General features: G+C 70.6%; 13 protein-coding genes and 2 tRNA genes. 7 read left to right on the forward strand and 8 right to left on the reverse strand.

The annotated features are described in order from the left end of the window. Window positions 1-25: 25 nt before the first annotated feature. Window positions 26-97 (reverse strand) — tRNA-Glu (locus AB0Q90_RS20875). A 10-nt stretch (window positions 98-107) separates the two neighbouring features. Then, window positions 108-182: transfer RNA gene (locus AB0Q90_RS20880), tRNA-Gly, on the reverse strand. Window positions 183-278: 96 nt separating this feature from the next. Here AB0Q90_RS20880 and AB0Q90_RS20885 point away from each other — a divergent pair. Then, a complete protein-coding gene (locus tag AB0Q90_RS20885; protein WP_363159982.1) occupies window positions 279-2,750 on the forward strand; it encodes a hypothetical protein in 2,472 nt (823 codons plus the stop codon). Here the strand turns inward: AB0Q90_RS20885 and AB0Q90_RS20890 are convergent. Both AB0Q90_RS20890 and AB0Q90_RS20895 read right to left on the reverse strand, forming a co-directional pair. Beyond that, window positions 2,731-2,976, reverse strand: a complete 246-nt coding sequence (locus AB0Q90_RS20890) for a WhiB family transcriptional regulator (protein ID WP_363159981.1) — start codon at window positions 2,974-2,976, stop codon at window positions 2,731-2,733. The two genes, AB0Q90_RS20885 and AB0Q90_RS20890, sit on opposite strands and share 20 nt — an antisense overlap. A gap of 145 nt (window positions 2,977-3,121) precedes the next feature. Beyond that, window positions 3,122-3,913: a VOC family protein gene (locus AB0Q90_RS20895; RefSeq protein ID WP_363159980.1), complete on the reverse strand. Its 792-nt coding sequence runs from the start codon at window positions 3,911-3,913 to the stop codon at window positions 3,122-3,124. 93 nt (window positions 3,914-4,006) lie between these two features. On the opposite strand from AB0Q90_RS20895, the gene AB0Q90_RS20900 reads away from it, so the two are divergent. Continuing rightward, a complete protein-coding gene (locus AB0Q90_RS20900; RefSeq protein ID WP_363159979.1) occupies window positions 4,007-5,494 on the forward strand; it encodes a hypothetical protein in 1,488 nt (495 codons plus the stop codon). Here the strand turns inward: AB0Q90_RS20900 and AB0Q90_RS20905 are convergent. Continuing rightward, window positions 5,463-6,473 carry a LacI family DNA-binding transcriptional regulator gene (locus tag AB0Q90_RS20905; RefSeq protein WP_363159978.1) on the reverse strand — a complete coding sequence of 337 codons (1,011 nt, stop codon included), beginning with the start codon at window positions 6,471-6,473 and terminating at the stop codon, window positions 5,463-5,465. The two genes, AB0Q90_RS20900 and AB0Q90_RS20905, sit on opposite strands and share 32 nt — an antisense overlap. 287 nt (window positions 6,474-6,760) lie before the next feature. On the opposite strand from AB0Q90_RS20905, the gene AB0Q90_RS20910 reads away from it, so the two are divergent. Continuing rightward, complete coding sequence (locus tag AB0Q90_RS20910; protein WP_363159977.1) at window positions 6,761-7,159, forward strand: hypothetical protein; 399 nt, start codon at window positions 6,761-6,763, stop codon at window positions 7,157-7,159. Window positions 7,160-7,161: 2 nt separating this feature from the next. Here AB0Q90_RS20910 and AB0Q90_RS20915 read toward each other — a convergent pair whose 3' ends face one another. Next, a complete protein-coding gene (locus tag AB0Q90_RS20915; RefSeq protein WP_363159976.1) occupies window positions 7,162-8,151 on the reverse strand; it encodes a multicopper oxidase domain-containing protein in 990 nt (329 codons plus the stop codon). Between the two features lie 189 nt (window positions 8,152-8,340). Here AB0Q90_RS20915 and AB0Q90_RS20920 point away from each other — a divergent pair, with 189 nt between their 5' ends. Then, window positions 8,341-10,812 carry a ThuA domain-containing protein gene (locus AB0Q90_RS20920; RefSeq protein ID WP_363159975.1) on the forward strand — a complete coding sequence of 824 codons (2,472 nt, stop codon included), beginning with the start codon at window positions 8,341-8,343 and terminating at the stop codon, window positions 10,810-10,812. A 47-nt stretch (window positions 10,813-10,859) separates the two neighbouring features. Further along, complete coding sequence (locus tag AB0Q90_RS20925; RefSeq protein WP_363160086.1) at window positions 10,860-12,998, forward strand: family 16 glycoside hydrolase; 2,139 nt, start codon at window positions 10,860-10,862, stop codon at window positions 12,996-12,998. Here the strand turns inward: AB0Q90_RS20925 and ligD are convergent. Then, complete coding sequence (gene ligD / locus AB0Q90_RS20930) at window positions 12,985-14,010, reverse strand: non-homologous end-joining DNA ligase (RefSeq protein ID WP_363159974.1); 1,026 nt, start codon at window positions 14,008-14,010, stop codon at window positions 12,985-12,987. The genes AB0Q90_RS20925 and ligD overlap by 14 nt on opposite strands. 65 nt (window positions 14,011-14,075) lie before the next feature. Here ligD and AB0Q90_RS20935 point away from each other — a divergent pair, with 65 nt between their 5' ends. After that, a complete protein-coding gene (locus AB0Q90_RS20935; protein WP_363159973.1) occupies window positions 14,076-15,152 on the forward strand; it encodes an ATP-dependent DNA ligase in 1,077 nt (358 codons plus the stop codon). Here AB0Q90_RS20935 and AB0Q90_RS20940 read toward each other — a convergent pair. Beyond that, complete coding sequence (locus tag AB0Q90_RS20940) at window positions 15,130-16,320, reverse strand: zinc-dependent alcohol dehydrogenase (RefSeq protein WP_363160085.1); 1,191 nt, start codon at window positions 16,318-16,320, stop codon at window positions 15,130-15,132. The genes AB0Q90_RS20935 and AB0Q90_RS20940 overlap by 23 nt on opposite strands. A gap of 175 nt (window positions 16,321-16,495) precedes the next feature. Here AB0Q90_RS20940 and AB0Q90_RS20945 point away from each other — a divergent pair, with 175 nt between their 5' ends. Continuing rightward, a complete protein-coding gene (locus AB0Q90_RS20945; protein WP_363159972.1) occupies window positions 16,496-17,473 on the forward strand; it encodes a DUF3048 domain-containing protein in 978 nt (325 codons plus the stop codon). Window position 17,474 lies beyond the last annotated feature (1 nt).

Consider the following 17,474-nt stretch of genomic DNA (forward strand, 5'->3'; position numbering starts at 1 on the left):
CCGTGTGTGCCGTCGTGCCTGTGGTGGGCCCCGGCCGGATTCGAACCGGCGTGACCGCCCTGAGAAGGCGGCGAGTCTGCCTCTGCTCTACAGGGCCCCCGACGCGGTCCCGGGGATCGGATTCGAACCGATGTGTTCCGCCTGGGCAAGGCGGGTGCGCCTGCCTCTGCGCTACGCCCGGGTGCGCCCCCGGATCCTAACCGCACGCCGCTCGGCCGGTCGCACCGATTTACGACCGGCCCGGACGGTGCAACGGTGCCCGAAGGGGGTGACACACCATGGCCCAGACCCATGAGTGGATGTTCTACGAGGTCATGTGGCGCGGCTGGGCAGGGCGGGACCGGGTCCCGTATCCCGTGCCCTGGTGGGCGCAACAGGCCTTCCGGCGCTGGAGCGACGACTTCGACTCCGGCACCTACGAATCGAAGGAGGCGGCCTTCGCCTCCAACGCCCTGTACCGCTACTGGCACATGGTCGGGGTGAAGGACCACCGTCAGGAGTCCCTGATCGGGCAGGCCGGCGAGATCGAGCCGGTCTACGACAAGTACTGTCTCTGCTTCTTCCTGTACGAACCGGCGACGGGCAGCCTGCGGCTGCCCCAACTCCCGGACGGCGGGCAGGTGGAGCAGCGGATGGAGGCACCGCATCTGCCGGTCGTGCTGACGACGTTCCGCACACCGGAGGAGGTCGAGTTCGTACAGCGCACGTTCGCCGCCCCGGTGGGGCCCCGGCAACGGGACCTGACCGTCACGCGGGTGACCGTGGGCAGCCCCACGGGGCAGCTGCGCGAGGGGCTGCTCTGCGCGGCGGTGCTGCCGGCCGGCCCGAGCGGCTTCCAGCGGCACGACCGCAACGGACGCCAGATCACCGACCGCCGGCTGACCTTCCTGCGCTATCTGCCGGACGAGCAGCGGGTGGAGACCAACTCGGGCTGGGGCCCGGTCTTCGACACCGCGCCGGAGCAGTTCGGGGTCTACGGCAACACGGACTTCTCCTTCGACCCGGACGCGTACCTCACCCGCAGCGCGTTCCACGACCTGGTCGTGGGCGGCAAGCTGAACGGCGCGCTGGAGGCGCAGGACCAGGTGGCAGGCCTGTGCAGCGCGGTGTTCGGGTGGCCGTTCCGGGTGGCGGAGGACGAGGTCTTCGAGATCGGCGTCCGCCTTCCGGTGGACGTCTTCAGCGGCTCCGCCGACCTCAGTGAGCTGCGCGGACCGTCGACGGCCGAACTGGAGTCCGCGAGCCGGGACTTCTGGACGGCGAAGCTTCTCGAACAGGGGCTGCAGCCCGGACTGCCGCGTCCCGTCGGCCACTTGACGGACCTGTTCCGGCAGGCGCGCTCACAACTGCTGATCCTCTCCGACCACGGCGAGATCCATCCGGGCCCCACCGTGTACGACTCCTTCTGGATCCGCGACTCCTCCGTCGAAGCGACGGCCTGCTCGCTCGTCGGCGACGCGGCCCTGGCCGAAGGGCAGTTGGGCACCCACTACCCGCTGAGGTTCAACCGCGGCACCGGCCGGATCGGGCCGTGCGCCGAGTACGGCTTCTACGGCGGCCCGCACGAGAAGGACGACCGGGAGTGGGACAGCAACGGCCAGGCGCTGTGGGCGATCGGCCGCTACGACCGCACCAGCGGCCCGCGCACGGCCTTCGGCGCCAAGCTGTACGTCCCGTACGTGCGCGACGCCGCCCGCTGGCTGCGCGACAACCGCGACCAGTACGGCCTGCTGCACAGCGGCTGGAGCGCCGAGCACCTCGGCGAGCGCGACAAGCCGCACTACTGGGACGACCTGTGGGCACTGGCCGGGCTGTACGAGGCGGCGCGGCTGGCCGAGCGGATCGGGGCGCCCGAAGTCCCGGAACTGTGGGGCATCTTCGACGACGTCAAGCGGGCCACCGGTGACTCGGTCCGCTGGGTGCTGGGCGAGCAGCGCGGGCGCGGCGCGTGGGAGACGTACATTCCGACCGGGCCCGCGGACGTGGGGCGGCTGGACTCGACGATGATCGGCACGGCCGCCTACTTCCATCCGCTGCGCCTGCACATGGGCAGCAAGCTGGGCGACGACATCGACACCGCGGCCCGCTTCACGCTCGACACGATGTACGCGCACTGCGTGACGGGCGGCTTCCGGCACGACGCGGCCTGGTACGCCTATGGGCCGTATCTGACCATGCAGTTGGCGCACGCGTATCTGCTCGCCGGGAATCCGGGGCGCATGGACGCGCTGCTCGGCTGGACGGTCGGCGCGGGCTTCCCGGCCGTGGCCGGACGGCACGCGGCGCTGGGCGCCTGGAACGAGCAGCACGCCTACCCGGTGGCCTCCGACTTCCACGAAGCGCCGTACGGCCGTTGGTACATGGGGGACATCCCGCACGGCTGGGCGGCGGCCGAGTATCTGCTGCTGATCCGCGACATCCTCTTCTTCGAGGCCGACGAGGACCGCGACCCGCACCTGTACATCGCGCCGGGGATACGGCCGCACTGGGTGCCCGGCGGTGAACCGGTGACCGTGGAGACGGCGCCGACCCTGTTCGGCTCGCCGTTCGGCTACCGGCTCGCGCACGACCCGGCGGAGCGGACGGTGACGGTGGAGGTCACGCAGGCGCCCGAAGGGGTGCGGTTCGTTTATCCGTGCGCCTTCGGCGAGGTGCGGGCGGCGTCCGCGGACGGACGCGAACTCGCGGTGACGGGCCGGGACGTACAGGTGCCGGCCGGGACGCGGCGGTTCAGTGTGACGTACGCCTGATCGCGAGACGCTCCTTCTCCGACAGGCCGCCCCAGACGCCGAAACGCTCGTCGTTGTCGAGCGCGTACTCCAGGCAGGCGGAGCGGATCGGGCACAGGCCGCAGATCCGCTTCGCCTCCCGGACGGAGCTGCCCGGCTCGGGGAAGAAGAAGTCCGCCCCGGTCTGCGCGCACAACGCCTCTTCCTGCCAGTTGAGGTCGGGCGTGGTGAGTGTGTCGAAGTACATGGCCTGAAGCGTGCCGGGCGGCGAAAAACGTTCGATCAACGCCGGATCAACGCCTCGCGGCGGGGCCCCGGGCGACCGCACGATGATGGACCGGCCGCGCGCCCGAATGCACGGCGGCGCGCGGCACAGACCTCCGCGCGGCGTGTCAGCCCTCCTGCGTCGTGCCCTTGAGCACCGCGAAGCGTGCGCCGAAGGGGTCCGCCAGCTTGGCCATACGGCCCACGCCCGCCACGTCCGTGGCGGGCATCCGGACGGTGCCGCCCAGCTCCAGCGCCTTGCTCACCGCGACGTCGGTGTCCGTGACCTCGAAGTACGGCAGCCAGTAGGGCTCGGTCTCGGTTCCGGTCGGGTCGGCGGCCAGCGGAACGAGGCCGCCGAACATGGCGTCGTCGCCGGTCCCCGCGGGGTTGATGCACGTATAGACGCCGCCGGGGAAGGTCATGGCCGAGGTCTCCCAGCCGAACACGGAGTCGAAGAAGGCGGCGGTCCGGGCGATGTCCGGGGTGTACAGCTCGACCCAGCACAGGGAGCCGGGGTCGCCCACCACGTCCAGGCCCTTGAGGGCGGCCGGCTGCCAGACCCCGAAGTGCACGCCCGCATGGTCGGCGAGGATCGCCATCCGCCCCTTGTCCATGACGTCGTCGGGCGGCATGAGCACACTGCCGTGGTGCTCCTCGACCGCCTTCGCGGTGGCGTCGACGTCCGGACTCTGGAAGTACACGGTCCAGGCGGGCGGGCCCTGCTCGGCCGTGGTCTGCATGCCGCCGGCGGCGGTGCGGCCGTCGAGCTGGAAGAAGCCGTAGCCGCCGGCCTCGGGTCCCGCCGACCGGAACTCCCAGCCGAAGAGGGCGCGGTAGAAGGAAGTGGCGCCGTCGATGTCGGCCGTACTGACATCGACCCAGTTGGGTGCGCCGTGGACAAAACGGGTGGTGAGCATGATGCCCTCCTCTGAGGGGTCCCGTCTCCTGCTCTGCCGAGTCTTCCACCGCCCACTGACAATCGCCGTCGGAGCGCGCCCTAGGCTGTCGGGATGTTCTTCGGCAGGCGCAGGGCGCAGAAGGAGCAGGAGCGGCGCGAGGAGCTGTCGCTGCGGCTGAGGTCGGCGCAGGCGGAGGTCCGGGCGGCCGCGGCCACGGAGATCGCCGAGGCGCCCGACCTGGAGTGGGCGGTGCGGGAGCTGGCTCGGGCACTGGACCGGGAGCCGACGCCGGAGACGTTCCACGACATCGCGTGGCCCTTCTCGACCGCGCTCCGCCGGGATCGGGCCACACGTCAGCACATCGAGCACATGTTCGCATCCCGCGTCGACGACCCCGCGGCCCTTGTGCAGGACTGGACCGCGCTCCTGGCGGAGTACGGGGCCGATACGGCCGTGGAAACGGTCGACGACGATCTGGCCGAGGACGTGCGCGGCAGGCTGGAGCGACTGCGCAAGCAGGGCTGGAGGCACCATGAACTGGCCCGGATGAAACCGGACTCCTATGCCTACATGGTCGCTTTCGGCACGGCCGTGGAACTGCTGCACGAGGCCATGCTCCGCGCGGTACCCCTCGCCTCCGACCAGGAAGAACGCAGCCGGAAGGAGACACAGGCCGCCTTTGCGCAGGCTCTCGCCCACGCCCCGGACAGCGAAGAGCGCTCCGAGATCCTCATCGCGCTGAGCGAAGGGCCCGACGACGAATCCTGGACGGATCGCCCCCTCGCCGCGCTGCACATCGAGGAGGCGCTCGCCCTGTGCCGGAGCGCGGAGCCCGACCGGGTGACGCTGGGCGTGGAAGCGCTGCACTGCATGCTCCTCTTCAACGACGCCCTGCGGCGCGGGGCGATCCGGGCGACGCTCGACCGGCTCTGCGTACCGGAGCAGGAGCCGTTCACGCTCAGCACCGCTCTGCGCTGCTACACCGTGCTCCGCAACCACCAGGAGATGGCCGACCCCCCGGTCGAGGTGTTCCTGACCGCACTGCACCACCCCGACGCCCGAGTGCGGGCCGCCGCCGCTTCGGGGCTGGATCCCATGGCGGGCGAACAGCCGCAGGAGGCGCGCGCGGTCGCCGAGCTGATCGACGTCATGGACCATGACCCCGACATCACGGTCGCGCGGTGCGCCGCACGCTCCCTGGCCCTGATCGTCTGCGCCGAGGAGGCCCACACCCGCACGGCATCTCGGGCTCTGGCCCGTAGGGCCGACGCGGAGGATGCGGGAATCCGTGCCGCCGTCGTGGAAGGGGCGCTCTTCCGGGAGGAGCCCGGAGCGTTCGCGCGGCTGACGGCGGAACTCCAACGGTCCGATGTCGAGCCCGCGTTCATCGCCGCGATCGAGTTCATCTGCGGTCTCGACGTCACGATCCCCGACGACGCACGTGCCGAGCTGACCGGACTCCTGGAGCACCTGGAACAGGCCGGCTGGGCCGAACTGCCCGCCGACGACGAGAACTACCCGGATCCCGAGGACCGGGAGGAGCTGCTGGAACAGGCCCTGGAGGCCCTCAGGCCGACGCCCGACGCACCAATGTCGTAGGCAGCACCACACTGTCCGCCGCCTCGTCCGCCGCCCCCAGCAGCAGCCGGGCCATCAACCGCCCCATCTCCTCGATGTCCTGACGCACCGTCGTGAGCGCCGGATCGGTCTGTTCCGCGACCGGCAGCATGTCGTCGAAGCCGACCACGGCCACGTCCTGCGGCACCCGCCGCCCGCACTCGCGCAGCACCCGCAGGGCGCCCGAGGCGGTGAGGTCGTTGGCGGCGAAGACAGCGTCCAAGTCGGGTCGGCGGTCGAGGAGTTCGCGCATCGCCCGCTCGCCCCCGCCCGGCGTGAAGTCGCCCTCGGCGACCAGCCCCGGGTCGGTGTCTCCCACGACGTCCCGGTAGCCGTCCAGCCGGTCCACCGCCGACGTCTGGTCGAGGGCGCCGGTGATGTGGGCGACGCGGGTGCGGCCGAGGTCGACGAGATGGCGCACGGCCTCGCGGGCGCCGCCCCGGTTGTCGCTGTCGACGTAGACGACACCGTCCTTGTCGCCGCTCCAGCCGGGCCGTCCGCCGAACACCGTGGGGATGCGGGCCTGTTGGATCAGTCCGGGCAGCGGGTCGTCGAGGTGGAGGGAGAAGACCAGCGCGCCGTCGACATGGCCGCCGGCCAGGTAGCGGGCGACCCGGGCGTGGTCGTCGCGGCCCTCGGTGAGGAGCAGGACAAGCTGGTTGTCGTGGGCCGTCAACTCCTTGCTGATGCCTCGAAGTTGCAGCGCGAAGAACGGGTCGGCGAAGACGCGGCTCTCCGGTTCGGCGACGACGACGGCGACGGCGTCGTGCCGCCGGGTCACCAGGCTGCGGGCGGCCTGGTTGGGCACGTACCCGAGCTCCTCCACCGCGCGCCGCACCCGCTCGACGAGGGGTTCGCGCACGCCGTCCCCGCCGTTGACCACCCGGGAGACGGTGGCCCGCGAAACTCCGGCCCGGGCGGCCACGGCCTCCAGGGTGGGGCGCGGGGCTGTGTCGGTCATCGGGACTCCTCACCGGCGGCTGCGGATCAGGATAGTCCCGGGCGCGCGAACGGGTGAGAGCGCTCTCTCGGGTGCGGAAATGGCTCTTGCGGACGCCGACGGCCACGCACACTTGCTGCCCCCGGGGCACACCGCGCGAACCGTACGACGCGGTGGTGGTCACCGTCGGGGACGGCTGGACCAATCAGACGCAACTGAACGCCGTGACCGCGGGTTTCCGGCACCTCGCCGCACTGCCGGGAGGGCAGTAAGCAGGGCTGCGCCACTGGAGCAGCACGGACGAGAGCATGTGGGCCTGCTCACCGGCCGACGCGGCGCACTCGGTCTCCGACTGCTACGCGCTGAACGTGTCCCGAGGGACCGTCTGGGCCTGCCCGTACACCCGCTTCCCGCTGCTGGAGATCGGCCCCGGCCACTCGGTCCGCGTGCGGGAGAACCCGGTCCGGTCCGGCCGTGGGTTTCGCCGTGCGCGGCGACCGCGTCGTGCTGTTCGGGCGCCGCGGCAAGGAGCCCCACGGCTCGTCGACTGCCGTCTCACCGACTCGGCCGTCGAGCCGCTGTCCGAGAGCCGGCTGGTCCGCCCCGGTGGCGAAGCGCTCGGCCGCCACCGGGTGGTCTCGCGCGGCGCCCGTCTCTACGTCCAGGAGGAACCGGCCACGGCCTGGTCCGTGCTGGACATCGGCTGATGTCAGTGCCGGTGCGCGGCGGGCGGCTCGTCGGGCTCGCTCTGCGTGTGCGGTGCGTGCGGCTCGTAGCCCGGGATGGTGCCGTCCGTCTTCTTCACCAGGAACAGCCCCACCATCCCCATGTCGGAGTGGCTCTGGACATGGCAGTGGTACATCCACGCGCCCGCCCCGACGCCCTCCCCCGCGATCACCTGGAAGCCGAAGGAGTCCGCAGGGCCCACGATCTTGTTGTCGATGACCTGGGTCGGATCGTCGGGGCCGGTGAGCATGCCGGTGCGGTTGTCCGCCCAGCGATGACCGTGCATATGGAAGGTGTGGTAGAACTCGCCGTGCGTGATCATCACGAACTCGACGCGATCGCCCACCGTGGCCTCGAAGTTGGGCCCGGAGTGCGCCGGCTTGTTGTTGATGAGCATGTCGTTGAAGACGATCGTGTGGGTCGCGTCGGGGAGGATGTCGCCCTTGCGGCGGACGATCACCGGACCGTACAGGCCCTTGCGGAGGCCGCCGGTGCCGTGTTCCGTGCCGACGACATGGTCGTGGTAGTGCCAGTAGCCCGCGCTGCCCGCCCGCCAGGTGCCGTCCTTGCGGCGGCCGGGGGCGTGGGTGCGCCAGGTGTAGGTGCGGGTGCCGCCGGGTTCGACGTCGCTCTTGTTCAACTTCGTTCCGTCGCTGGAGATTTCGTAGTCCAGCCCGTGCACATGCAGGCTGACCGCGACGTCCATGGTGTTCTCGAACTCGATGTGCAGCGTGTCGCCCTCGTTGAGTTCGATGAGCGGTCCGGGGATCGTCGCCTTCCCCTTCTCGAAGCCGTAGCCCAGCTGTCCGTCGGCGAGCTTCTCGGCGTAGAGCTTGATGTGTTTCACCTCGCCCCCGGCCGGGGCCGTCTTCGCCGGTGTGTCGGCGATCGCGGCCTCCGGAGCGAGGGACAACGATGTCGCGACGGCCGCGCCGCCCAGCAGCACCCGACGGTTGAACCCGCGTCTGTCCATGCGGAACTCCCCACCCTGATACGGAATTTGCGGAGACGCACCTGTGATGAACCTGTGCGACGGTACCGAGGGCGCCCTCGTTTTTCCACACCCAGGACAAAGTTCGTGCCATTGCGGTCATAGGTATTGGCGAGTCGTGCAAAGAGGTCTAGCTTCCTTGGCGCTGCTGCTGTGACCGAGGAGGTGCCCATGCACTTACGAGGGTTGAGCACGAGAAGACGGGTCTGTGCGGCGGGTGTGACCGCCGCGGCCGTCGTGGCCGGGCTGCTGTCCGGCCCTGCCGCGAGCGCGCGACCCGAACCACCGCTGACAACGATGTCCGTCAAGTCGCCGCCGGGCGGCGCGAATGTACGGGTGCTGATCTTCCACGGATCCGCCGCGGCCGGCGAGGAGTCGCCGGTCGTCAACGCCGGGATCGAGGCGATCGAGCGGATCGGCCTGTCCGGTCCGGCGAACCAGCGCTTCAAGGTCGAGGCCACGGACGACGCCTCGGTGTTCACCGACGAGACGCAACTCGGCCGCTACAACGCGATCGTGTTCCTGACCGGCGGCGGTGACGTCCTCGATCCGGAGCAGGAGGCGGGCCTTGAGGCCTACATGGAGGCGGGCGGCGGCTTCGTCGGCCTGCACGACGCGGCGCGCGCGGAGCCGTACTCGGACTGGTTCACCGGTCTGATCGGCGCGCGGCCTGCCGCCCCCAGCCCAACGACCGTACAGCGCGCCACGGTTGAGGTCGGTGACCGCCGGCATCCGGCCACCAAGGACCTGCCCGTGCAGTGGAAGCGTCCCGACCGGTGGCTCAACTGGACCACCAACCCGTCGGGCCAGGTGCACACCGTGGCCCGCGTCCGCGAGTCGACCTACCAGCCGGGCGCGAGCGCCAACGGCCCGGACCATCCGGTCAGTTGGTGCCGTGACTACGACGGCGGCCGCTCCTTCTACACCGGGATGGGCGGCACGGTCTCGTCGTACGACGAGACGGACTTCCGCACCCATCTGCGCGGCGCCCTGCTGTGGACGACCCGGCTGGTGCGGGCCGACTGCCAGGCCACGATCACCGGCAACTACCGGGCCGAGCGGCTCACCCAGCCCAACCAGCCAGGCCAGAACGACCAGATCGGCGAGCCGCACGGCCTGGTCACCGCCCCCGACGGGCGGGTGCTCTACATCGGCCGCGGCGGTGCCGACTCCTCCCAGCCCGTGGTCACCGACTGGAACAACCCGGACATCGGCAAGGGCAAGGGCGAGATCCACGTCTACGACCCGCAGACCAAGAAGGTCACCCTGGCGGGCGCGTTGACGGTGTTCGGCAACAAGGGCGGCGGCGACGAGCTGGTCAAGGTCGAGGAGGGCCTGCTCGGCATCGAGCTCGATCCCCGCTTCCAGGAGAACGGCTGGGTGTATCTGCACTACACCCCGCACGCACAGATCAACCGTGACACCCGCATGGCCGAGCGGCGCGTCTCCCGCTTCACCCTGGACCTCGCCACCAACAAGCTCGACCTGGCGAGCGAGAAGGTGCTGCTCAAGTGGCCGGTCCAGATCCACAGTTGCTGTCACTCGGGCGGCGGGATGGCCTGGGACTCCAAGGGCAACCTGTACATCGCGACCGGGGACAACAACTCCAGCCGGTTCAGCGACGGTTACTCGGGCAACAACCCCGAGCCGAACTACAAGGGCGTCTCCTTCGCCGACGCGCGCCGCACCGCCGGCAACACCAACAACCTCAACGGCAAGATCCTGCGCATCCACCCCGAGCCGGACGGCACATACACCCTCCCCGAGGGCAATCTGTTCACCGGCCGGGAGACGGACGAGGGCGGCGGCAAGACGCGCGGCGAGATCTATGTGATGGGGGTCAGGAACCCGGCCCGTATCTTCGTCGACCGGCAGACCGACATCCTCTACGCGGGCTGGGTCGGCCCGGACGCCGGCGCGCCCTCGCCGACCTGGGGCCCGGCCAAGTACGACACGTTCGCCGTGATCACCAAGGCGAGCAACCGGGGCTGGCCGTACTGCATGGGCAACAAACAGCCCTACCGGGACCGCAATCTGCCGGACCCGTCGAAGCCGCTGGGCTGGTACGACTGCGACCACCCGAAGAACGAGTCGCCGAACAACGACGGCCTGGTCAACCTGCCGCCGGTGACCGGCAACAACATCTGGTACTCGCCCCAGGGCGGCGGCCCGGACTTCCCGCGCGACGCGAACGGGATCCCCTCCTACCAGCAGGAGCAGTCGACCTATCTGCTGCCGTGGCTCAAGGGCGGCGGCCAGGCCGCGATGAACGGCCCGGTCTACCGCTACGACGAGACGAGCACCAGTACAACCAAGTGGCCCGCGTACTGGGACGGCAAGTGGTTCGTCGGCGACTTCTACGACGGCGCCCAGCCGCGCAACGCCGTCATCACCGACCCCAGGACGCACGGCGACGGCGGACTCCCCGTGCACTCGGAGTCGCTGAAGAAGATCGTGCCGGTCGGTGCGGACGGCATCAAGAACCTCATGGACTGGAAGTTCGGCCCGGACGGGGCGCTGTACGTCCTCGACTACGGCCGGGGCTTCTTCACCTCGGACGCCAAGTCGGCGCTGTGGCGGGTCACTTACACGGGCGGTGGGCCGACCCCGGCCGCCGGCCAACTGGCGAGGGGAGAGCAGTGACACGGCAACGAAGACTCTGGACCGCCCTGTTGGCCGCCGTACTGCTGATGCTCGGTGTGCAGTCGGTGCCGGCCGGCGCGCAGCCCGAGCCGCAGGCCGCCGCCGCGCAGGTGCTGACCTGGACGGCCGGTGACGACATCACCAAGTACACCTCGGCGCCCACCACCGCGGTGGCCGGGCCGACGACGATCGTCTTCGAGAACAGTGCGGCGACCGGCAACACCACGGGCATGCCGCACACCCTGACGTTCGCGACCAGCGATCCCGAGTTCAACAGCGACGTCCAGCTCAACATCCTGGCGAGCCCGAACGACGACCAGGGCGGCCGGTACACCGCCGAGGTCACGCTCACCCCGGGCCGCTACTTCTATTCCTGCACGATCCCGGGCCACGGCCAGATGCAGGGCATCCTGGTCGTCACCGAGGGCACCGGCGAGGACACGACCCCGCCCGAGGCCTCGGCCCATGTCAGCGGCACCCAGAACTCCCAGGGCCAGTACGTCGGTTCGGCGAGCGTCATGATCCACGCCACCGACGAGGGCGGCTCCGGCGTCGACCGCGTCGAGTACGCGATCGGCGACACCGGCGCCTGGCTGCCGTACACGACACCGGTCGTGGTGGACCAGGTCGGCGACCACAAGGTGCGCTACCGGGCCTTCGACAAGGCGGGCAACGTCTCCGCGGAGAAGAGCGCCGCGTTCACGGTGGTCGCCCAGCCCTCGGACGACACGACGCCGCCGGAGACCTCGGCGACGGTGAGCGGCGAGCGCAATGCCGACGGCGCGTACCTCGACATGGCCACGGTCACGGTCTCCGCCTCCGACACCGGATCCGGGGTGAACACGATCGAGTACGCCGTCGGAAGCGGCGCCTGGCAGCCGTACACCCAGCCGGTGATGGTGCATCAGGTCGGCACGCACACCGTGCGGTACCGCGCCACCGACAAGGCGGGGAACGTGGCGGCGGAGAAGAGCGTCGGGTTCACGGTCGTCGCCGCGCCGCCGCAGGACACGACACCGCCCGTGACCGGCGTGACCGTCGAGGGCACCCGCAACTCCGACGGGGCGTACGTGGCGAGCGCCAAGGTCACCGTCAGCGCGACCGACGCGGGCGGGGTCGCGGGCATCGAGTACTCGCTCGACGGCGGGCCCTACCTCGCCTACACCGCGCCCGTGGTCGTGGACCGGGTGGGCGCGCACACCGTGGCGTACCGGGCCACCGACAAGGCGGGCAACACCTCCGAGGCCAGGACCGTGAGCTTCACGGTGGTGGCGGGCGAGGTGCCTGCGCCGCCCTGCCCCGAGTACGACGAGCGGCTGACGGTGATCGTCGGCACCGTGGACTCCGGTGTGCCGAACCGGGTCACCAACAACCGGTGCCGGATCAACGAGTTGATCGAGGACGAGAGGGAGTGGACGTCCCACGCGCTGTTCCTCAAGCACGTGAAGTCCGTACTGGACGCGCTGCTGAAGGAAGGGGTTGTCGACCAGCGCGAGTACAACGCCATCCAGAAGGCCGCCCGTCAGTCGGACATCGGCAGGCCCGGCCAGACCGAGGGCTACCGCAAGATCCTCGACGGCACGGCCGACTCCTTCGCCAAGTGGCAGCACGTGGGCGGCGGTTCGTTCGCACTGAACGCCGACGGCTCGATCACGAGCGGCACCACGAAGGCGGGCCTCGGCATGCTGTGGTTCCCGCAGCGCAAGTACGGCGACTTCTCGCTGCGCCTGCAGTGGCGTGACGACGCACCGGGCACCGGCAACGCCAACTCCGGTGTGTTCGTGCGCTTCCCGTGGGTCCACGACCACCCGGAGGAGACGCGTCCGGAGTGGGTCGCCATCAAGTACGGGCACGAGGTGCAGGTGCTCGACCGGCCCGACGGCGACATGTACAAGACGGGCTCGATCTACGGCTTCGACCGCGTGGGCCTGGCCGGCGCGGGCGTGACCGGGAAGGGCACCTGGAACGACTACGAGATCCGGGTGGTGGACCAGCACTACTCGGTCTACCGCAACGGCGTGCTGATCAACGAGTTCGACAACACCGGAGGCCAGGACTTCTACCCGCCCCGCTCGGACGACCCGGGCACGGACGGGCGGCGGTTCGCCTCCGGCTACATCGGGCTCCAGGTGCACGGCACGACCGACGTGGTCTCCTACCGGGACATCCGGATCAGGGAGCTGTAGGCGGCTCCTTGCGGGCCCGGCTCGGCTGTACCCGCTTGGGTTCCCCCGGCATCTTGGGGTACTCGGGCGGGTACGGCAGGTCGCCGAGCCCGTGGTCCTGCTCGTCCTTGTTGGCCAGCTCCAGCAGCGCCTCCAGCGAGTGGCGGTGCTCGTCCATGTCCGCGTGCACGTCGCCGAGTTCGGCGAAGCGCGCGGGCATGGTCGCGAGGTCGAAGTCGCGGGGGTGCGCGACGCCGACCTCGTCCCAGCGCAGGGGCGCGGAGACGGGGGCGTGCGGGTGGGGCCGTACGGAGTAGGCGGAGGCGATGGTGCGGTCGCGGGCGGTCTGGTTGTAGTCGACGAAGATGCGCTCGCCGCGCTCCTCCTTCCACCACTTGATGGTCACCTGCTCGGGCATCCGGCGTTCCAGCTCCCGCCCGACGGCGATGGCGGCCCGCCGGACCTGGGTGAAGGTCCAGCGCGGCTCGATGGGTACGAAGACATGCAGCCCGCGCCCGCCGGAGGTCTTGGGCCAGCCGCGCAGCCCGCCGAACTCCTCCAGCACTGCCCGCAGTTCATGGGCGGCGCGGACGGCGTCGTCGAAGTCGGTGCCGGGCTGCGGGTCGAGGTCGATACGGAGTTCGTCGGGACGGTCGACGTCGGCGCGGCGCACCGGCCAGGGGTGGAAGGTGAGTGTGCCGTACTGGGCGGCCCACAGCACGGCGGCCTCCTCGGTGGGGCACATCTCGTCGGCGCTGCGGCCGCTGGGGAAGGTGATGTGGGCGGTCGGGATCCAGTCGGGCATGTTCTTCGGCGCCCGCTTCTGGAAGAACCACTCGCCGCCCACGCCGTCGGGATAGCGCTCCAGGGTCGTGGGCCGGTCGCGCAGGGCACGCAGGATGCCGGGGCCGACCGCGATGTAGTACCGGGCGAGGTCGAGCTTGGTGAAACCGCGCTCCGGAAAGAAGACCTTGCCCGGGTTGGACAGCCGTACGCTCCGCCCGCCCGCCTCCAGCTCCACCGCTTCGCCCATGCGAGCCACGGTAGGCGCCCTTCGCATATCAGGCATCCGATGACATATGCGAGCAGAATCGGACCATGGATCTGCCGGTGATGCCGCCCGTGAAACCGATGCTCGCCAAGTCGGTCGCGAAGATCCCGCCGGGCATGCAGTACGAGGCGAAGTGGGACGGGTTCCGGGCGATCGTGTTTCGCGACGGCGCCGAGGTCGAGCTGGGCAGCCGTACCGGCAAACCGCTGACCAGGTACTTTCCCGAGCTGGTCGAGGCGCTGAAGGAGCGGGTGCCCGAGCGGTGCGTGCTGGACGGGGAGATTGTCATCGCGCGGGACGGGCGGCTGGACTTCGACGCGCTCACCGAGCGGATCCATCCGGCGGCCTCCCGGGTGCGGACGCTCGCGGAGCGCACCCCGGCCTCCTTCGTCGCCTTCGACCTGCTGGCGCTGGCGGACGAGTCCCTGCTGGACGTGCCGCTGGCCGACCGACGGACGCTGCTCACCACGGCGCTGAACGGGGTGACGGCGCCGGTGCACATCGCGCCGGCGACGACCGACGTCGAGGTGGCCGAGCAGTGGTTCGAGCAGTACGAGGGGGCGGGCCTGGACGGCGTGATCGCCAAGCCGCTCGCCTCGCACTACCGCCAGGACGAGCGGGCCATGTACAAGATCAAGCACGAGCGCACGGCGGACGTCGTCGTCGCCGGGTACCGCTTCCACAAGAGCGGGCCGGTGGTCGGTTCGCTGCTGCTCGGGCTGTACGACGACCGGGGCGCCCTCCAGCACGTCGGCGTGTCCGCCGCGTTCGCCATGAAGCGGCGCGCCGAACTGGTCGAGGAGCTGGAGCCGCTGCGCATGGAGGACACCTCGGGGCACCCCTGGGCCGCGTGGGCGCAGGAGGCGGCGCACGAGAGTGCCCGACTGCCCGGGGCGCCGAGCCGCTGGTCGGGCAAGAAGGACCTGTCGTGGGTGCCGCTCAGACCGGAGCGGGTGTGCGAGGTGGCGTACGACCACATGGAGAACGGCGCGCGGTTCCGGCACACGGCCCGGTTCCGCCGCTGGCGCCCGGACCGGACGCCGGAGAGCTGCACCTACGCCCAGCTGGAGGAGCCGGTCCGCTACGACCTGGACGAGATCCTCAGGGCTTCATCAGCACCTTGACCGCGCCCTCCTGCTTGCGCTGGAACATCTCGTACGCGTGCGGCGCCTCGGTCAGCGGCACCCGGTGCGTGGCGAAGTCGTCCACTCCGAGAGGGTCGTCGTCCGTCAGGTACGGCATGATCTCGTCGGCCCAGCGGCGCACGTTGGCCTGGCCCATCCGGATCTGGATCTGCTTGTCGAACATCGTCAGCAGCGGCAGCGGGTCGGCCGTACCGCCGTAGACGCCGACCAGCGACAGCGTGCCGCCGCGGCGGACCAGGTCGATGGCGGTGTGCAGGGCGGCGAGCCGGTCCACGCTGAACCGTTCCGCCAGCCGGCTGCCCAGCGCCCGCGGGAGCAGACCCGAGGCCTGCTGGGCGAGGCGGGCGGCTGCGCTGCCGTGTGCCTCGGTGCCGACCGCGTCGATCACGGCGTCGGGACCGCGGCCGGCGGTCCGGTCGCGGATCGCGGTAACCAGTTCCTTCTCGCCGTCGAAGTCCCTCAGGTCGAAGGTCTCCACGCCCCGGCCCCGCGCCCGGCGCAGCCGCTCGGTGACGAGGTCCACCCCGAACACCTGCCCGGCACCGCGCACCCGGGCGACCCGGCAGGCCATGTCGCCGATCGGCCCGAGACCGAGCACGGCGACGCTTGCGCCCTCCGGGAGGCCCGCGTGGACGACCGCCTGCCAGGCGGTGGGCAGGACGTCGGAGAGGTAGACGAAGCGGTCGTCGGGCGGCCCCTCGGGCACCTTGATCGGCCCGAACTGCGCCTGCGGAACCCGCAGATACTCGGCCTGGCCGCCCGGGACGGAGCCGTACAGGCGGGTGTAGCCGAACAGTGCCGCGCCCATGCCCTCGCCGGTGACCTGGGTGGTCTCGCACTGGGTGGGCAGTCCGTTCAGGCACATCCAGCAGTCGCCGCAGGCGATCTGGAACGGCACCACGACGCGGTCGCCCGCCTTGAGGTCCGGCACACCGGCACCGACCTCCTCGACGATGCCCATCGGCTCATGGCCGAGGATGTCGCCGGGTGTCATGAACGGTGTGAGCACCTCGTACAGATGCAGGTCGGAGCCGCACAGGCCGGTGGAGGTGATGCGGACCACCGCGTCGGTCGGCTCCTGGATCTTCGGATCGGGCACGTTCTCCACGCGGACGTCCCGCTTGCCGTGCCATGTCACAGCCTTCACCGCGCCGGCTCCCTCCATCAGCTCCCGGCCCCGGGTACCCGGGGTGTCCGCCGCGAACCACTCCGTGCGCCGATCGGTGTATTCCACGCGAGCAATCGAATTCGAGCGGGTATGGCCAGCAATGAACTGATAAGCGCACAATCGTTGACAACAGAACGGGGTGGCTTCGGTGGGCATGCGACACAGGGGGCGTACGCGACGGGCCGCGACGACGGCGGCGCTGCTGGCCACAGCACTGGCGGCCGCGCTGGCGGCGGGCTGCACCTCAGCGGACGAACGGCTCGACGACGGGCGCGGTCCCGACCAGAGCCGGGAGCAGGGCCCCGACGAGAGCCGCGCCGGCCAGGTACTCGCCGTGAAGATCGACAACGCCGGCCGGGCGAGACCCCACACCGGCCTGAACTCGGCCGACGTCGTCTACGTCGAGCAGGTCGAGGGCGGGATGAGCCGCCTGATGGCGGTGTACGCGACCAAACTGCCGAAGATCGTCGGGCCGGTGCGCAGCGCACGCGAGTCCGATCTGGAGCTGCTGCGCCAGTTCGACCGGCCGACGCTCGCCTTCTCCGGCGCCCAGCGCAAGCTGCTGCCGCTGATCAACGCGGCGCCGCTGGTCGCGCAGACGCCCGGCAAGGTCTCCGGCGCCTACTTCCGCGGCGCCGACAAGCCCGCACCACACAACCTCTACCTGCGCCCCGACCGGTTGCTGCCCTCCACCCCCGGCGCCGACGCGCTCACCACCGGTTTCCGCTACGGCGCCGCGCCCTCCGGCGGCACACCGGAGACCTCGCGCACCGTCCGCTACCCGGCGGCGAGCTTCACCTTCACCTGGTCCCAGAACAAGGCCCGCTGGCTGGTCTCGATGGACGGCACCCCGACCATGACGACCGACGGCAAGCGAGTGGCCCCCGCGACGGTCGTCGTGCAGTACGTGAAGGTGACCAAGTCGGACTATCACGACTCCCTCGGCAACTACACGCCGTACACGCACACGGTGGGCTCGGGGAAGGCGAAGGTGCTGCGCGGCGGGCGGGCGTACGACGTCGACTGGGAGCGTCCGAAGGGCACGGACGGCACCGAGTTCACGACCTCGGACGGCACGCCGGTCAACTTCGCCAAGGGCCAGGTGTGGGTGGTGTTCGCCAAGGCCGCCTGAG

Origin of the sequence: Streptomyces sp. NPDC079141, from assembly GCF_040686775.1 — a bacterium.
GTDB lineage: Bacteria > Actinomycetota > Actinomycetes > Streptomycetales > Streptomycetaceae > Streptomyces.